At 50.7% G+C, this 13765-nt stretch carries 18 protein-coding genes; 14 read left to right on the top strand and 4 right to left on the bottom strand.

Going from position 1 to position 13765, the window contains the following annotated elements; translation table 11 throughout:
* The 7 genes from ACFQNG_RS19225 (at nt 1) to ACFQNG_RS19195 (ending at nt 3258) form a co-directional block, all read left to right on the top strand.
* Nucleotides 1-312, top strand: coding sequence for a hypothetical protein (locus ACFQNG_RS19225; RefSeq protein ID WP_379867531.1), 312 nt, complete (start codon nt 1-3; stop codon nt 310-312).
* Nucleotides 313-360: 48 nt separating this feature from the next.
* The gene (locus ACFQNG_RS19220) at nt 361-693 is read left to right on the top strand and encodes a hypothetical protein (RefSeq protein ID WP_379867530.1); all 333 of its coding nucleotides are present in this window, start codon (nt 361-363) and stop codon (nt 691-693) included.
* Between the two features lie 439 nt (nt 694-1132).
* Entirely contained in the window at nt 1133-1489 is a 357-nt protein-coding gene (locus tag ACFQNG_RS19215; RefSeq protein ID WP_379867529.1) for an AbrB/MazE/SpoVT family DNA-binding domain-containing protein, read from the top strand.
* Between the two features lies 1 nt (nt 1490).
* Entirely contained in the window at nt 1491-1805 is a 315-nt protein-coding gene (locus tag ACFQNG_RS19210; RefSeq protein ID WP_379867528.1) for a type II toxin-antitoxin system RelE/ParE family toxin, read from the top strand.
* Nucleotides 1806-2263: 458 nt separating this feature from the next.
* Nucleotides 2264-2485 (top strand): hypothetical protein, encoded by a 222-nt coding sequence (locus ACFQNG_RS19205; RefSeq protein ID WP_379867527.1) that lies wholly within the window; start codon nt 2264-2266, stop codon nt 2483-2485.
* Between the two features lie 15 nt (nt 2486-2500).
* A complete protein-coding gene (locus ACFQNG_RS19200; protein WP_379867526.1) occupies nt 2501-2635 on the top strand; it encodes a hypothetical protein in 135 nt (44 codons plus the stop codon).
* A gap of 239 nt (nt 2636-2874) precedes the next feature.
* Nucleotides 2875-3258 (top strand): NUDIX domain-containing protein, encoded by a 384-nt coding sequence (locus ACFQNG_RS19195; RefSeq protein WP_379867525.1) that lies wholly within the window; start codon nt 2875-2877, stop codon nt 3256-3258.
* A 117-nt stretch (nt 3259-3375) separates the two neighbouring features.
* Here ACFQNG_RS19195 and ACFQNG_RS19190 read toward each other — a convergent pair whose 3' ends face one another.
* Complete coding sequence (locus ACFQNG_RS19190; RefSeq protein WP_379867524.1) at nt 3376-3918, bottom strand: RNA 2'-phosphotransferase; 543 nt, start codon at nt 3916-3918, stop codon at nt 3376-3378.
* Nucleotides 3919-4059: 141 nt separating this feature from the next.
* Here ACFQNG_RS19190 and ACFQNG_RS19185 point away from each other — a divergent pair, with 141 nt between their 5' ends.
* Nucleotides 4060-4797 (top strand): HD domain-containing protein, encoded by a 738-nt coding sequence (locus tag ACFQNG_RS19185; RefSeq protein ID WP_379867523.1) that lies wholly within the window; start codon nt 4060-4062, stop codon nt 4795-4797.
* A 65-nt stretch (nt 4798-4862) separates the two neighbouring features.
* On the opposite strand, the gene ACFQNG_RS19180 is transcribed toward ACFQNG_RS19185, so the two are convergent.
* Nucleotides 4863-5009 carry a hypothetical protein gene (locus ACFQNG_RS19180; RefSeq protein ID WP_379867522.1) on the bottom strand — a complete coding sequence of 49 codons (147 nt, stop codon included), beginning with the start codon at nt 5007-5009 and terminating at the stop codon, nt 4863-4865.
* A 139-nt stretch (nt 5010-5148) separates the two neighbouring features.
* Nucleotides 5149-6072, bottom strand: a complete 924-nt coding sequence (locus tag ACFQNG_RS19175; RefSeq protein WP_379867521.1) for an SDR family oxidoreductase — start codon at nt 6070-6072, stop codon at nt 5149-5151.
* 97 nt (nt 6073-6169) lie between these two features.
* Here ACFQNG_RS19175 and ACFQNG_RS19170 point away from each other — a divergent pair, with 97 nt between their 5' ends.
* The 6 genes from ACFQNG_RS19170 (at nt 6170) to ACFQNG_RS19145 (ending at nt 12041) form a co-directional block, all read left to right on the top strand.
* Nucleotides 6170-6394: a helix-turn-helix transcriptional regulator gene (locus tag ACFQNG_RS19170; protein WP_379867520.1), complete on the top strand. Its 225-nt coding sequence runs from the start codon at nt 6170-6172 to the stop codon at nt 6392-6394.
* Nucleotides 6395-6404: 10 nt separating this feature from the next.
* Nucleotides 6405-7154 carry a helix-turn-helix transcriptional regulator gene (locus ACFQNG_RS19165; RefSeq protein WP_379867519.1) on the top strand — a complete coding sequence of 250 codons (750 nt, stop codon included), beginning with the start codon at nt 6405-6407 and terminating at the stop codon, nt 7152-7154.
* A gap of 75 nt (nt 7155-7229) precedes the next feature.
* Entirely contained in the window at nt 7230-8306 is a 1077-nt protein-coding gene (locus tag ACFQNG_RS19160; RefSeq protein WP_379867518.1) for a type III polyketide synthase, read from the top strand.
* Nucleotides 8303-8848, top strand: a complete 546-nt coding sequence (locus ACFQNG_RS19155) for an isoprenylcysteine carboxyl methyltransferase family protein (RefSeq protein ID WP_379867517.1) — start codon at nt 8303-8305, stop codon at nt 8846-8848. The genes ACFQNG_RS19160 and ACFQNG_RS19155 overlap by 4 nt, the downstream gene beginning before the upstream one ends.
* A gap of 342 nt (nt 8849-9190) precedes the next feature.
* Nucleotides 9191-10060 carry a phosphonate ABC transporter substrate-binding protein gene (phnD, locus tag ACFQNG_RS19150; RefSeq protein WP_379867516.1) on the top strand — a complete coding sequence of 290 codons (870 nt, stop codon included), beginning with the start codon at nt 9191-9193 and terminating at the stop codon, nt 10058-10060.
* Between the two features lie 451 nt (nt 10061-10511).
* The gene (locus tag ACFQNG_RS19145) at nt 10512-12041 is read left to right on the top strand and encodes a chitinase (protein ID WP_379867515.1); all 1530 of its coding nucleotides are present in this window, start codon (nt 10512-10514) and stop codon (nt 12039-12041) included.
* A gap of 46 nt (nt 12042-12087) precedes the next feature.
* Here ACFQNG_RS19145 and ACFQNG_RS19140 read toward each other — a convergent pair whose 3' ends face one another.
* Nucleotides 12088-13503: an alanine/glycine:cation symporter family protein gene (locus tag ACFQNG_RS19140; RefSeq protein WP_379867514.1), complete on the bottom strand. Its 1416-nt coding sequence runs from the start codon at nt 13501-13503 to the stop codon at nt 12088-12090.
* Between the last annotated feature and the right edge of the window lie 262 nt (nt 13504-13765).

The following is a 13765-nucleotide window of genomic DNA, read 5'->3' as shown; positions in this document are numbered from 1 at the left end:
ATGTTCAAGATGTTCAAGGCGATTTTCAATTTGCTGAGATCGATCATCCTATTTATCGAGATCGCCTTTATTGCGTATGTGGTGGGGAGTGCCATCCAATCCACTTCCTTTATGGTGATTTCTTTCGCCGTGTTGTGCGGGTTGATTTTCCTGTCTGCCTCCATCACCATTTCCGTCGCTTGGGCCGTTCTCGGATTTGCGGTGTTTCACTTTGACATGGGGCAAAACATTTTGACGAGTGTAATGGCTGCCATCATCATTGGATTATTGCGTTTGGCGATTTGGTTTGCGGTAAAATTTTTTGGAAAGTAAAATAAGGAGACACTCCATCTGTTATACTGACAGGGATGAGGTTGGTTGATGGAGGGTTGGTTCTTGGAACGGAAGTGGATGGTCTATTATGTGATGTTGATCGCTATATTTCTGGCTGGCAGATGGGGCATGCTCGCGTGGTTGGGCTTTTCGTTGACGGCGGCGAGTGCATGGCAGCGCACCCTGTATGTGGGATGGGTGCACCTGTTTACCCTTTGTTTCCTGGTGCCGCCGTTTGTGTGGCTGGCCCGCAAATGGCTTTCCCTGGCCAAAACCCGGGTGCGGTCGGTGGCATTGCGCATCTTTGCCCAGTTTTACAGCCTGATTTTTCTTTTGTTTCTCTTTGTGGTGGCCTATTACAGCTTTCTTTTGTCGTTTTAACGAAGATGGCATCCAAACCGAACGGGGTTTGGGTGCTATTTTCGTTTGGTTGGGTCTGACGGCATAGCTGAAAGAGGGAGGGAATTACTTGCAGATAATCCATCGCCGATCAGGGGTACCCTTTGCCAAAGCGTCCTTTAGCGGGGCGTTTTTTTGGTGGTTACAAAGGTTAATATTCGCCGTTGTTGTAAACGGGGTCACCGTACAAAAAAACTGTTCTCGTGCAGGATGGGAGCGTAAGTCTTGTTCGGATCACTAGTATAAGAAGTGGGGTCTGATTAAGCGGCAATAAGCCGCTTTTTTTATTGCATATGATCAACAGTGACGAATTGTGGTATAATAAAAACAAAGAAATCAAAGAAACCAAGAAAACAAAGAATAATATTAAAGGGAGGGGCGTATAATGTCTACTGGAATGGCAGTCCAGGAGGTTATGCCTATGACAGAAGTAAAGCGGATCAAGGTATCTGATAAAAGACAGATCACGATTCCGATTAAGTTTTTTAATCAGCTTAATATCCAAGATGAAGTCGATGTGTTTGTAAAGAATGGGGAGCTGGTGATTCGTCCGGCTGGTCGTCCTGATCATGGCTTTGCAACCGAAATTTTAAAGGACTTGGTTTCCCAAGGATATGAAGGGCAACAGCTAATTGAAGAGTTTGCCCGTGTTCAATCACAAATCCGTCCGGCTGTTGAAGAGATGATTGCCGAAGCTGATGCAGTGGCACAGACAGCATTGAAGAAGACCGATCGCCAAGATAAGACAGCGGAACTCTTTGCAGACTTGGAGGATTAGTGTGGGGAAATATATTATTGAGTATCTGCCGCCGGCAGAGCGTTATTTAAAGAAGTTGAAGGAAAAGCCACTGAAGCGTTTATACCTTGAAGCCATACAAGCCATATCCGCTAATCCTTATGTTGGGGAAGCTAAAACAGGTGATCTTGCCGGTGTCTATGGTTATGACATCAGATATAAAGGGACGAATTATGAACTTGCTTATCGGATTTACGAGGATGAGGAAGGCAACGTGGTGGTTGTGATTATGTGTGGGACCCGTGAGAACTTCTATAATGAGTTAAAGCGATTTATCAAAACATCAAAGTTGATCTGAGGAAGAAGCTAAAAAATGCTTCTTTTTCTTTTGAGTCAAAAATCCGGTGGGGATAAAAAACGGACGATTCTATGGGAGCTAGAAGGCCGCCAAATATTTAAGGATAGATTTAACCTGAAACAGATTTGGCTCTCAGAGCTAACATTTCGCCTTCTGAGCGACGATAGCCAGGCCAAAAGTCTCGCTCTCTATGTAAGAATAAACATTTTTTCTTCAGGTAGCTTTACTCGCACAAAAGAACTTTCCCAATATCGCCCAGTCTAATCTTGATATTTTTATTTAAATATATTCCTTAATATTCTGGATTAAATAAACATATTATTGTTTAAAAAATAGAAATATTGAAGGCGAAACAGGGGAGTCCTACCCCTGTCGAGGTAGGGTGGTGCCTATCGATGACCCGAAAGGGGCTTCGGTAACGAAGGCTAGCCAAAACAACAAAGGGGAGCTGGTAAGTAGTGAAAAAGATCATTGCTGGATTGCTAGTTGGTGGCGCAATGTTGTTAACCGGGTGTGATATGAATAACCATGACCAAGACAATGTATTCGACTACATTGACCCAAAAACAGGGTGCCGCTATCTTATTTACTCCGCCCCTAACAAAGGAGGAATCACTCCAGCAGTAAAAAATAAAACGGAATGGGATTGTCCTGACGCGCCACCAGGTAAACAGAATTGAAGGGAGTTGAGAAGAATGACTTTTGAAGACAGGTTAAAAGGAAAGGGTATGACCGCAAGGAGTGGGGAAACGGGGTCACTTGGCCAACCCCTCATGCCGATTCGGATGGAGATTCACGGTGCCGGTTGTGGCCATACCGTCTGGATGTAATGGGCCCATGGCAGAGGCGCCGCGTATTAGGGGCTGCAGACGCCAAGTCCGGTCCGATCGGTGCCAACAAGTACGGCATCACCTCTATGTTACCTATATACCAAACATAGAAACGATGCCAGAAAGAACACGCCAGGGCAATGTAGCCATAACCGGAAGGGCAGCTCGGTGTCCCGCGGTTGCGTTAAGGTTGACATAGAGTCCAATGAAAGGAAATCGTTTATGGAGAGTGGATTCCGGTGAAGAAGTGGTTAAGAGTATTAACCAAGGCGTATCGACTTTACTGTAAGTTGGCGAAGCCGGTGACTTTGGGATCGCGGGCCATCGTCGTGAACAATCATCACATTCTGCTGGTAAGACACCATTATGAATACGGTTGGTATTTGCCGGGCGGTGCGGTTAAAAAGGGAGAGACTTTTCGCCAAGCGATCCTGCGCGAGTTAAAAGAAGAATGTGGAATTGTTGCGGAACAAGCCAAACTTTTGCATCTTTTCTTCAGCAAGAAGGAGGGAAAAAATGATCACGTTGGTTTGTTCGAGGTCTCGGTTTTTACCAAAGTCAAACCCAAACGAAGCATAGAAATAGACAAATTAGCTTTTTTCTCTTTTCATGACTTGCCATAAGATCTGTCACCAGCCACAAGGCGACGGATTCAAGAGTATTTAAACAACAACTTCCCAAGCGAAAACTGGTGAACGGGGGATGGGTTGGGCACGGCAAAGCCGAAGTCATGTGGAGTCTCACTTTTCTTTCAGATAGCGGACCGGAACATGCTCCGTCAACCAAACCCCGTTGGCTGACCGGAAAAAGGCATATCCATCCTGATGCATTTCTCTGGCCATAATCTGCAAGATGGCTGGCTTGCCATGCCTTTTCCCCACCTGGCGGGCGGTAACGGGATCCGCGGACAGATGCACATGATGTCGTTTCCCTTTTACCAATCCCTTTTCGCGGATGGATGGAAGATAGCGGCCGGCTGTGCCGTGGTACAGCCTCTCCGGCGGCTCCATTGGTTCCAGGTTCAAGTCGATGGGTACGGAATGCCCCTGATTGGCACGAATGTTTTGGCCGTCTTCGCTGAAGGAGAAGCGCCGCTTATCGTTTGTTTCAACGATGCGTTCCAAGGTTTCGCGATCCAGCAAAACACCATGTTTCCGACAAGCGTTCAAAAGTTCCTCTACGCCCACCCACCCGTTCTTATCCAAACGAATGCCGATGGTCTCGGGCTTGTGACGCAAAACTTTACTGAGAAACTTGCTTCTTTTCACATCATCCCTTTTCATGAAAATCGCCTCCATCCTCTTGGTTTTTCATTATCCTGGTTTTCTTTTCACCCTCGACCCATGAATCATTTTCAGATGTTTGATATGGTATCATATTTTCGGAATCCAGTGTTGGAATATGGAAGAACGGAGGAAAATTTAGTGGAAACGCGGCGCAGATTGCGGGAACTGGGCATTCGCATCGGGAAATATGAAACGGGGAAAGGGACGGCAGGCAAAATTGGGGAGAGGGAGGGGATTGACATTTCCGAGGATGGAAACGTGTCGTTGAACCTGCTGGGCGCCTGTGCGGTGAAAGGGAAGGCCGCTGTCATGGACAGAGAGCGGTTGGCGCAATACTTGGCGCCGCATGAGCCGCGGTACCAGCATATTTTGGGAACGGTAAGGCGGATGGAATCCTTGTTGCCCGACTTGGATGTGCCACCGGCATGGCGTTCTTTGCTCGTTCAAGCGTGTTTCTTGCATGATATCGGGTACAGTCCGTCATTGAACCAATATCAGTTTCATCCGTTGGATGGGGCCATCTTCGCGCTATCGCAAGGCTTTGCCAAACCGGTTGTCGCGGCGGTGCTCTACCACTCCGGGGCAAGGGAGTTGGCGGACCGCACCCGGCCCGACTTGGCGGTCAGTTACCGGGAGAATGACCGCTTTTTAAACAAAGTGGATCGCCTGTTTATCGATCTGGTCACCTACTGTGACCTGCATACCTCGCCAACAGGGGAGGCGGTCTCTTTGGATGAGCGGGTTGGGGATGTGGTGCGCCGCTATGGTGAAGAGCATGAAGTGAGCCGGACGATGCGCCTACATGTACCGCTTTATGAGGAAACCATCGCCAGGGTAAGGAAGTTGATGAAAAGAGATGAGAACCAGCGGCCATGAGCGGACCGCTGGCTTTTTGTTGAGGCGTTATTTCAAAAGTCAAAACCCGCTTGGGAACAGTGCTGTCAATTTATCACATATAGGTTGTGGATGGAGGCGGATTTTGAGTCTGCGGCTCCGTCGCCAAACGACGGCGCGGGCACAATCACATTCGTTGTCGCTATCGCCTCGTTGCCCGCTTCATCCTCGTTCGGCTTCTCCGTTTTGATCAAATGCTCCCAGTAACGAAGCTGTCACCCACAGGGTACAGGTAAAATCGCCTTCCATTTACCGATAAACGCTACTGTGAAGGAAATGCTTCGTCACGAGTGAAGAAAGCCTCCCAAGCGGGTTTGAAGGCCGCTGCGGCGATCATTCATCTCTCTGCTCGTGAAAGTGTTGGACTAAGTCCATGACGTCCACCTTTTCCCCGAATGTCGCTTGAAAGTAGGCGCACCAATCGGGTTGGCGGTCATCGACGTCTTTGAAGCCGTATTCTTTGGCCAATTCCCATGAAGACAACACTTGCCCGGTTTTTTTAAACACATCCGCATCACCGGCCAGTGCGGCAATGGCTTGCCCAATATAGAATGGCGTCTCCGAGGCGATAAAGTGGGGGTCTTGTTTCGTCGCTTCTTGCCAATTGTCCTCCGTGACGCCGAAGTGCGCAAGCATCGCTTCCGAACGGAGAAAGCCGGGGGTGACGGCCACTGCGGTGATGTTGTGTTTTTTCAATTCTTGGGCCATGGCCTGCGCCAGGTGGATGGCGCCGATCTTGGCCAAGCTGTAATAAAGATTGCCGCGATACTCGTAGTTGGTTCCGTCGGTGATTTCGACAATCAGCCCCTGTTTCCGGTTCACCATCAGGGGGGCGCCATAATAACTGGTGAGCAGATGGGAGTGAACCGCCTGCTTTTGCATCTGCAAACCTTTCTGCAAATCGTGTTCCCAGAATGTTTTACCCCATTCGGTCAAAGGGTCCCCTCCCCATACATCATTCACCAGGATATCCAATTGCCCGTTCTGCTCCGCTTCAATCCGGGCAAACAAGCGCTTTACCTCCGCTTCCACGGTATGATCCACTCTGACGGGAATGCCGGTTCCCCCTTGTGCCGTCACCCATTCGGCCGTTTCCTCGATCGTTTCGGGGCGGTTCATGGAAGATGGGTGTTTGCGTGTGCTGCGTCCCGTCACATAGACCGTGGCGCCCGCTTTTCCCAGCATCATGGCGATCCCTCTTCCGGCTCCCCGTGTTCCCCCGGCAACCACCGCCACTTTCCCTTGCAATGGTTTCATCTGGACACACTTCCTTTCTCTTGAAGATGATTCCAGGGTATCATGGAATCATGACATCTATTGTCATCATTTATTGATTAGGCACAGGAGGGGCATGATGCGTGCGGATCGACTGTTATCCATCCTATTATTCCTGCAACAACGCGGAAAAATGACTTCAAAGGAACTGGCGCAAGCCTTGGAAGTCTCCGAACGAACGATTCACCGCGATATGGACGCATTGACCACCGCGGGCATCCCGATTGTGGCGGACCGGGGCAAGGCGGGAGGTTGGCGGTTGCTGGATCCCTTTCGCTCCAATAACCGTGTTGAGCAAAGATGAGATTTCTTCCTTGTTCATCTCGCCTTCGCTTCACTTGTTGCAAGACTTGGGAGTGGCGGGCCAAGTCCAGCTGGCGAAGCAGAAATTGATCGCTTCCATGCCGGGCGCGTATCGGCAAGCGGCCGAACAGATGTGGGAGCGCATCTATGTCGATACAAGCACGTGGAGGCAAACAACGGACAGCGGCAAGTTCTTTAAAGAGATGCAACAAGCGATTTGGCGCGAGCAACGGGCAAACATCCGGTATGAACGCGCCGATGGGCAAGTGGTGGAGCGCAAGATTGAGCCGCTTGGTTTAGTGGCGATGGGGAGCAAGTGGTACCTGGTTGCACAGAGCGAGGCGGGGATGCGCACATACCGGATGAGCCGCATCCAATCCGTTGACCGGTTGGATGAATCGTTTGTGCGTCCCGCTTCGTTCCGTTTGGCCGATTATTGGCACCAAGCGAAACAAGCGTTTGTGGAGCGGCTTCCGCAATATCGGGCCGAAGTGGAGCTATCCCCGGCCATTGCGGAGCGCCTTCGCTTCACCGGCCGTTTTGTCAAAGGGATTCAACTCCATCCGCCTTTGCCTGATGGCTGGATTCCCGCCACGTTGTGGTTTGATGTCGAGCAGGAGGCGGCTGAGTATGTCTTGGGCTTTGCCGATCAGATGCGGGTGTCTGCTCCGGTGGCGCTAAAAACGAAAATCATCCAGATGGCGGAAGCGGTATTGAAACATGATGGACAGAGACAGGAAAAGGGCGGCGAACTCCCCTGAAGCGGGGGAGTTTTTGCATAGAGAAACCGAATCGGGGGATGATATGGAAAACAAAGGAAAAGCGGAGGCTGGATTATGCCGCGAATCATTGCAGTGGGGACAGCAGTGCCACCCTATGTGCTCCACCAGACTGAAGCCCGTACGTTTGCCGGGAGTCTATTTGGGGAAGCCTTCCCGGGAATTGAACGGTTGTTGAAGATATTTGAGAATACGGCCATTGACACAAGGCACGTGAGCAAGCCATTGGCATGGTTTGAAGAAGAGCATTCGGTGCAAGAGAAGAATCAGGCTTATATTGAGACCGCTTGCCGGTTGGGGACGGAGGCGGTCAGGCGATGTCTGGCGCAAGCGGGTTGCCACCCCACCGAGATCGACCACCTCCTTGTCGTCTCCACCACAGGCCTGGCGACGCCAAGTTTGGACGCACGGCTGATCAACCAGTTGGGGTTGCGCAAGAATGTGAAGCGGACGCCAATATGGGGGCTCGGTTGCGCGGGAGGGGCCGCCGGATTGAGGCAAGCCGCAGCGGTTGCCAAAGCTTGGCCAACCGATCGGGTGTTGTTGGTGGCGGTCGAGTGTTGTAGCTTGACCTTCCGCCGGCAAGACCACAGCAAAAGCAACCTTGTGGCCACCTCTTTATTTGGGGACGGAGCGGCGGCGGTCTTGGTCTCGGGGGAGGCGCGCAAAGGTGGCCCGCCAACAGTGCGTTGGGAAGTGGTCGATGCCGCCAGCCATTGTTGGCCGGATTCCCTCGATGTGATGGGATGGGATTTTATGGACGATGGGATGAAAGTCATCTTCTCACGGGATATTCCCACATTGATCAAACAACAGGTGAAAGGGGTGCTGGATCCTTTTCTCGCTTCCCATCAGTTAACCATGACCCGAATCGACCGCTTGTTTATGCATCCGGGCGGGAAGAAAGTCCTGGAGGCATATGAGGAAGCGTTGGGGATGACGCGGGCCAAGTTGGCCGGCGCTTACGAAGTGTTGAAAAAATACGGGAATATGTCATCGCCCACGGTGTTATTTGTGTTGGAACAAGCCATGCGCCAGCCTTTGCAGCCGGGTGAGATGGGATTGTTGGCCGCGCTGGGGCCTGGGTTCAGCCTGGAAACGGTCTTATTACAAGCAAAGGAGACAGTCGAATGAATCGATTGGAATGGGGGATTCTTCTCTTTGTCATCGTGCAACGTGTCGGAGAGTGTTGGTTGGCCGAGCGGCATACCCGGTGGATGAAAAAACGGGGCGCGGTTGAATTCGGAAGGCGGCATTATCCCCTGTTGGTGCTGGTTCACGCGCTGCTGTTTGTGGGAATGGGGGTCGAGTGTCTCGTGTTTGGGGCGACACCGCCGGCATGGTGGGCCATTCCCTTTCTTCTCTTTGTGCTGGCACAAGGGGTGCGTATCTGGTGCATCCGTTCGCTGGGGCGATACTGGAATACGCGCATCTTGCTCATTCCGGGGCAAGAGCCGCAAGTGAAAGGGCCGTATAAATATATTCGCCATCCGAATTATTTGGTGGTGATCATTGAACTCATTTGCTTGCCCCTGATGTTGGGCGCGGTGGTGACGATGATGGTGGTTTCCGCCCTGAACGCCCTTGTCCTCTTTCGTGTGCGGATCCCCGCCGAAGAGCAAGCGTGGTCGGAGTGGACGCATTATGAAGAGTGGATGCCGACGAGGCGGATGTGAGGGGGACGGGTGCCGTGACCGGCAAGGGCATGAGCGGGTTCAGCAATTTTGTAAAAGGGTTAACCCCCTCTCTTGACCAACGCTCGCTATCATCCCCATAGCTGAAGCTAGGGGGTTTTCTCGCTCGCAAGAATATACAAGCGGCATCGCGCGTGGAGACATCAGTCTTGCGCGCGATTTTTATGTAATAAATGTCGTAAATTAGTTGTTTTTAACCTCTTCCTAATCTATTTTTATAGTCTTATCATTGAATATCAGAATGGTTTACTTATCATTGGTATTATGGATCTAAGTGCCGTCGAGAGATGGCGCAAAAGGACTATGTTTGTTGGAGGCTTTGGCATGAAACGTTTGGGAATCATTTTTTTATCTTGCTTCATCGTCGTAATGGCCCTTGTCGGCTGCCAATCGTTAATGGGAGTCGCTGAGAGCAACAAAGTATTGCGGATGGGCATCATCCCGCACGAGGACCCCAAAGAACTGGAAGATAAGTATGAGGAACTTGTCAAATATCTTGAGACGGAACTGAATGTGCAAGTGAAAATCTATGTTGCGCCTGATTATGACGGAGTCATCGAAGCGATGCGTGAGCGTAAAATCGATTTTGCCCTGTTTGGCCCACTTAGCTATGTGCAGGCCGAAAAAGAAGTGGGCGCGGTTCCGATCGTGGTGGAGAACCAGGCGGATTCAGGGGGCGGCTACCATAGCATCATTGTCACGCGCAAGGATAGCGGACTGACTTCTCTGCAAGCGTTAAAAGGCAAATCGTTCGCTTTTGTGGATCGGGGTTCCACCTCGGGTTATTTGATGCCAACCGCTTACATGCAACGCTATCACATTGATCCATCCCGTTTTTTCGGCAAAGTCACGTATGCGGGCGGCCATGATGCGGTCGGGCAAATGGTGTACAACAAGCAAGTGGATGCCGGGGCGATGAATGACGTCACCTACAGAAAACTGGTCAATGAAGGCAAGCTTAATCCGGATCAGCTCCAGATTATCTGGACTTCCAGCCTGATTCCGGGTGCGCCGATCGCCGTCCATCCGCAACTGGACAAGGAGTTGAAAGAAAAATTGGCGGATGCGTTAACCTTGGCCGACGAAAAAGACCCAGAAGTGTTGGAAGAACTGGGGATCGCCAAATATGAGCGCACCGACCGCGCTTTCTACAAGCCGGTTCGCGATGCGATGCAATTGTTGAATCTGCAATAATAGGTGTTTTGCACAAGTTGGCTACTCTTTAATGAGAGTAGCCAGGGTAATGACAAAGCCTAGAGGAGGAAGATTTTTGCCTGTACCCTGTGGGTGAAAGCGGAGTGACTGGGAGCTGTTAATCAAGCGGAGTGCCGAACGGAGGAGGAAAGCGGGCAACACTAAGAACGACAGTGACTTTGCCCGCGCCGGAGTTCGGCGACGGGAGCTACTTCCTGATAGAGCGACCAAGGAATGCAGACTCAAAAATCGACTCCGGGGCCACTTTGTCAACATTCTCGCTACTCTTTAATAAGAGTAGCTTTTTTATTAAAAAGAATAGTTGTCATGACAACTAGATGATAGGTGAAATCCTTGTTTTCAGAATAGAGATATGATTAAATATAGACATAGAGACTTATTGAAATATTGAGAACATTTACTTATATTGTCAATGGAAAGGGGTATTCTGATGGACAAACGCCGTTGCAGAGCTTTGTTGGTTGTGACCCTGCTTTTGGTTTCGCTCCTGCCCGTAAGCGTTTTTGCGGCAAGTGAGTGGGCGCCCAATGTCAATTACAAAGTGGGGGATCAGGTGACGTACCAAGGCAGCACCTACTCCTGTTTACAAGCCCATACTTCTTTGGTTGGTTGGGAACCGCCCAACGTGCCGGCGTTGTGGAAGTTCGTCTCTTCCGGGGGAGGCGGCGGTGACGATACCACGGCGCCCACCGCTCCGTCAGGGCTCAAAGTGACCGGCAAAACCGCGAGCAGCGTGAGCCTGTCATGGACGGCTTCGACCGATAATGTCGGGGTTGCCGCTTATGAAGTGTATAACGGCGCCAGCCTGGCCGGGACAAGCAGCCAAGCGAGTTATACGGTGACGGGTCTAAGCGCCAACACGTCCTATACCTTTACGGTTAAAGCGAAGGATGCGGCTGGCAACCGGTCCGGTGCGAGCAACAGCGTAACGGTGACCACCGATCCCGCCGGGGATGGCGGAGGCGGAACACCAGCGGGCGGCAAATTGTTAATCGGCTATTGGCATAATTTTGACAACGGTTCCACAAACATCAGACTGCGCGATGTGTCAACGAAATATGATGTGATTCAAGTGGCGTTCGCCGAACCGAGCGGACAAGCTCCGGGTCATATGCAATTTACCCCCTATAACGCGACAACGGAACAATTTAAGGCGGATATCCAGTACCTCAACAGTTTGGGTAAAAAAGTGCTGATCTCGATTGGGGGAGCCAATGGCCATATCCAATTGAACGATGCGGCCGCAAAACAAAACTTCATCAACTCGATGAAGAGCATCATCCAAACCTATGGCTTTAACGGAATGGATATTGACTTGGAAGGCAGTTCATTGACGCTTGGGGCCGGGGATACGGACTTTAAGAATCCAACCACCCCCGCCATTGTGAATATGATCGATGCGATCAGGGCGATTTGCGGCTCTTTCGGCAGCGACTTCATGTTGACGATGGCGCCGGAAACGGCTTACGTGCAAGGCGGATACTTGTCTTACGGGGGTCCATGGGGCGCTTATCTGCCGGTGATTCACGCCCTGAGGGATCAATTGACCTTTATACATGTGCAGCATTATAATTCGGGTTCGATGGTCGGTCTGGACGGCAAAAGCTATGCGCAAGGAACACCCGATTTCCATGTGGCCATGGCAGAAATGCTGTTGCAAGGGTTTCCGGTGGGCAACAATCCGAACAATAAGTTCCCGGCATTGAGGGAGGACCAAGTGGCGATCGGCTTGCCGGCGAGCACATCGGCGGCTTCAGGCGGCTACACCACCCCGGACAATATAGATAAAGCATTGAAATACCTGGTGAAAGGCCAATCTTTCGGTGGATCGTACAAACTGGTCAAATCGGGTGGCTACCCCGGTTTCCGCGGCGTGATGACCTGGTCGATCAACTGGGACGCCGCTTCCGGCCATGCGTTTTCCAATCCGGTCCGCGGCACGCTGGATTCGTTGAAGTAAGCGATGAACGACAAAAGCCCGTCAGGCGCGACGGGCTTTTTCATGCTTAGCTGGCTTTGGCTTTTTTCTCTTTCTTCTTCCAAGCTTCAATCCCTTTCAAACCGGGGAGGCTATCCGCGAAGAAGACGGGATCTTTGCCTTCTTGCTTTTGCTTGTTGTAGTCTTTCAATGCCGCAAAAGCGATTTTACCCAAGAGGGCAATGGCGATCAAATTGGTTATCGCCATGAGACCCATGAACACATCGGCCAAATCCCAGACGATTTGCACCTGGGACAGGGAACCCCAGATCACCATGCCCACAACGGCCAAGCGATACACGGTGACCCAAGTTTTGCTGTTGCGAATGAATTCAATATTGGTTTCACCATAGTAGTAGTTCCCAATCAAGGTCGTGAAGGCGAATAGCAGGATCGCTATGGATAAGAAGTGTTCGGCCCAAGGGCCCACTTCCATGCTGAGCGCTTTTTGTGCGATTTCAATGCCGGACAAATTGGAATGGGTATAGGCTCCGGAAAATAAGACAATCATGGCGGAAGAGCTGCAGATCAGCAACGTGTCCACAAAAACCCCCAACGCTTGGATAAACCCTTGTTTGGCTGGATGGGACACATCAGCTGTGGCGGCCGCGTTTGGCGCACTTCCCATACCCGCTTCGTTGGTGAAGAGACCGCGCTTGATGCCTTGCAACATGGCGGCGCCCACCCCGCCGCCCACGATTTGCTTCAATCCCAAAGCACTTGCAAAAATATCTTTAAAGATGGTCGGAATCATATCGTAATTGATGGCCATGATGTACAGGGCAAGCAAGATGTAACCAATGGCCATAAAGGGAACGATCAGTTCAGCGGCGCGAGCCACCCGTTTGACCCCACCGAAGATGATGATGGAGAACAACACCGCCACGATGAGACCCAAAGTCATGCGGTCCACACCGTAGGCCGCTTTAAACGCAACCGTAATGGTATTGGCTTGAACCGCATTGAAAACCAGCCCGAAGCAGAGCGTGATGAGAACGGCGAACAAAATGCCCATCCACCGCTTGCCGAGCCCTCTTTCCATATAGTAAGCAGGTCCGCCGCGGAAGGTTTCCCCGTTTTTGATTTTATAGATCTGCGCCAATGTGGCTTCCACAAAGGCGGAAGCGCCCCCGATGAGGGCGATGACCCACATCCAGAACACGGCTCCCGGTCCCCCGAGGGCGACCGCCATCGCCACACCCGCGATATTCCCCACGCCAACCCGGGATGCCGTACTGATGCAAAAGGCTTGGAAAGAAGAGACTCCCTGTTTTTTGCTACCGATATCTTCCCCCAGCAGGCGGATCATTTCACCAATATAACGAAATTGCATAAAATTAGACCGGATAGTAAAATAAATACCAAGTGCCAATAACATGATGATTAAGATATAGGACCAGAGAATATCATTGATTTCTGTGATCAAATGACCCAATGCTTCCATGGTCAAACCACCCCTTTTCAAAAAAATGACACATAATCACCAAAAACTTTTATATCACAAATGTTTTACTTAAGTCATTGGATTGAATTCCCAAATGGTTCTCCCGCTGGGCAGATTTGCTTCTCTTTAAACCGCACCGTATGAATGCAGACTTTTCCAAAAATTGCGTTCGGTGTTTGTTCACCCTCTTTCAAACGTTTGTTTATCAGGCGCGATTCCAAAAAAGAATGGAATGAAAAGGCTTTCAACCATTTCATTCATA

Source organism: Laceyella putida, assembly GCF_042665195.1.
Lineage (GTDB): Bacteria > Bacillota > Bacilli > Thermoactinomycetales > Thermoactinomycetaceae > Laceyella > Laceyella putida.
Note: the sequence above shows the minus strand (reverse complement) of the source record. Positions and strands in the feature narration are given on the sequence as shown.

Coding starts and splice junctions, on each gene's coding strand:
- ACFQNG_RS19225 (WP_379867531.1), top strand. CDS start 1: ATGTTCAAGATGTTCAAGGCGATTTTCAATTTGCTGAGATCGATCATC.
- ACFQNG_RS19220 (WP_379867530.1), top strand. CDS start 361: ATGGAGGGTTGGTTCTTGGAACGGAAGTGGATGGTCTATTATGTGATG.
- ACFQNG_RS19215 (WP_379867529.1), top strand. CDS start 1,133: ATGACAGAAGTAAAGCGGATCAAGGTATCTGATAAAAGACAGATCACG.
- ACFQNG_RS19200 (WP_379867526.1), top strand. CDS start 2,501: ATGACTTTTGAAGACAGGTTAAAAGGAAAGGGTATGACCGCAAGGAGT.
- ACFQNG_RS19190 (WP_379867524.1), bottom strand. CDS start 3,918: ATGAAAAGGGATGATGTGAAAAGAAGCAAGTTTCTCAGTAAAGTTTTG.
- ACFQNG_RS19175 (WP_379867521.1), bottom strand. CDS start 6,072: ATGAAACCATTGCAAGGGAAAGTGGCGGTGGTTGCCGGGGGAACACGG.
- ACFQNG_RS19170 (WP_379867520.1), top strand. CDS start 6,170: ATGCGTGCGGATCGACTGTTATCCATCCTATTATTCCTGCAACAACGC.
- ACFQNG_RS19160 (WP_379867518.1), top strand. CDS start 7,230: ATGCCGCGAATCATTGCAGTGGGGACAGCAGTGCCACCCTATGTGCTC.
- ACFQNG_RS19155 (WP_379867517.1), top strand. CDS start 8,303: ATGAATCGATTGGAATGGGGGATTCTTCTCTTTGTCATCGTGCAACGT.
- phnD (WP_379867516.1), top strand. CDS start 9,191: ATGAAACGTTTGGGAATCATTTTTTTATCTTGCTTCATCGTCGTAATG.
- ACFQNG_RS19145 (WP_379867515.1), top strand. CDS start 10,512: ATGGACAAACGCCGTTGCAGAGCTTTGTTGGTTGTGACCCTGCTTTTG.
- ACFQNG_RS19140 (WP_379867514.1), bottom strand. CDS start 13,503: ATGGAAGCATTGGGTCATTTGATCACAGAAATCAATGATATTCTCTGG.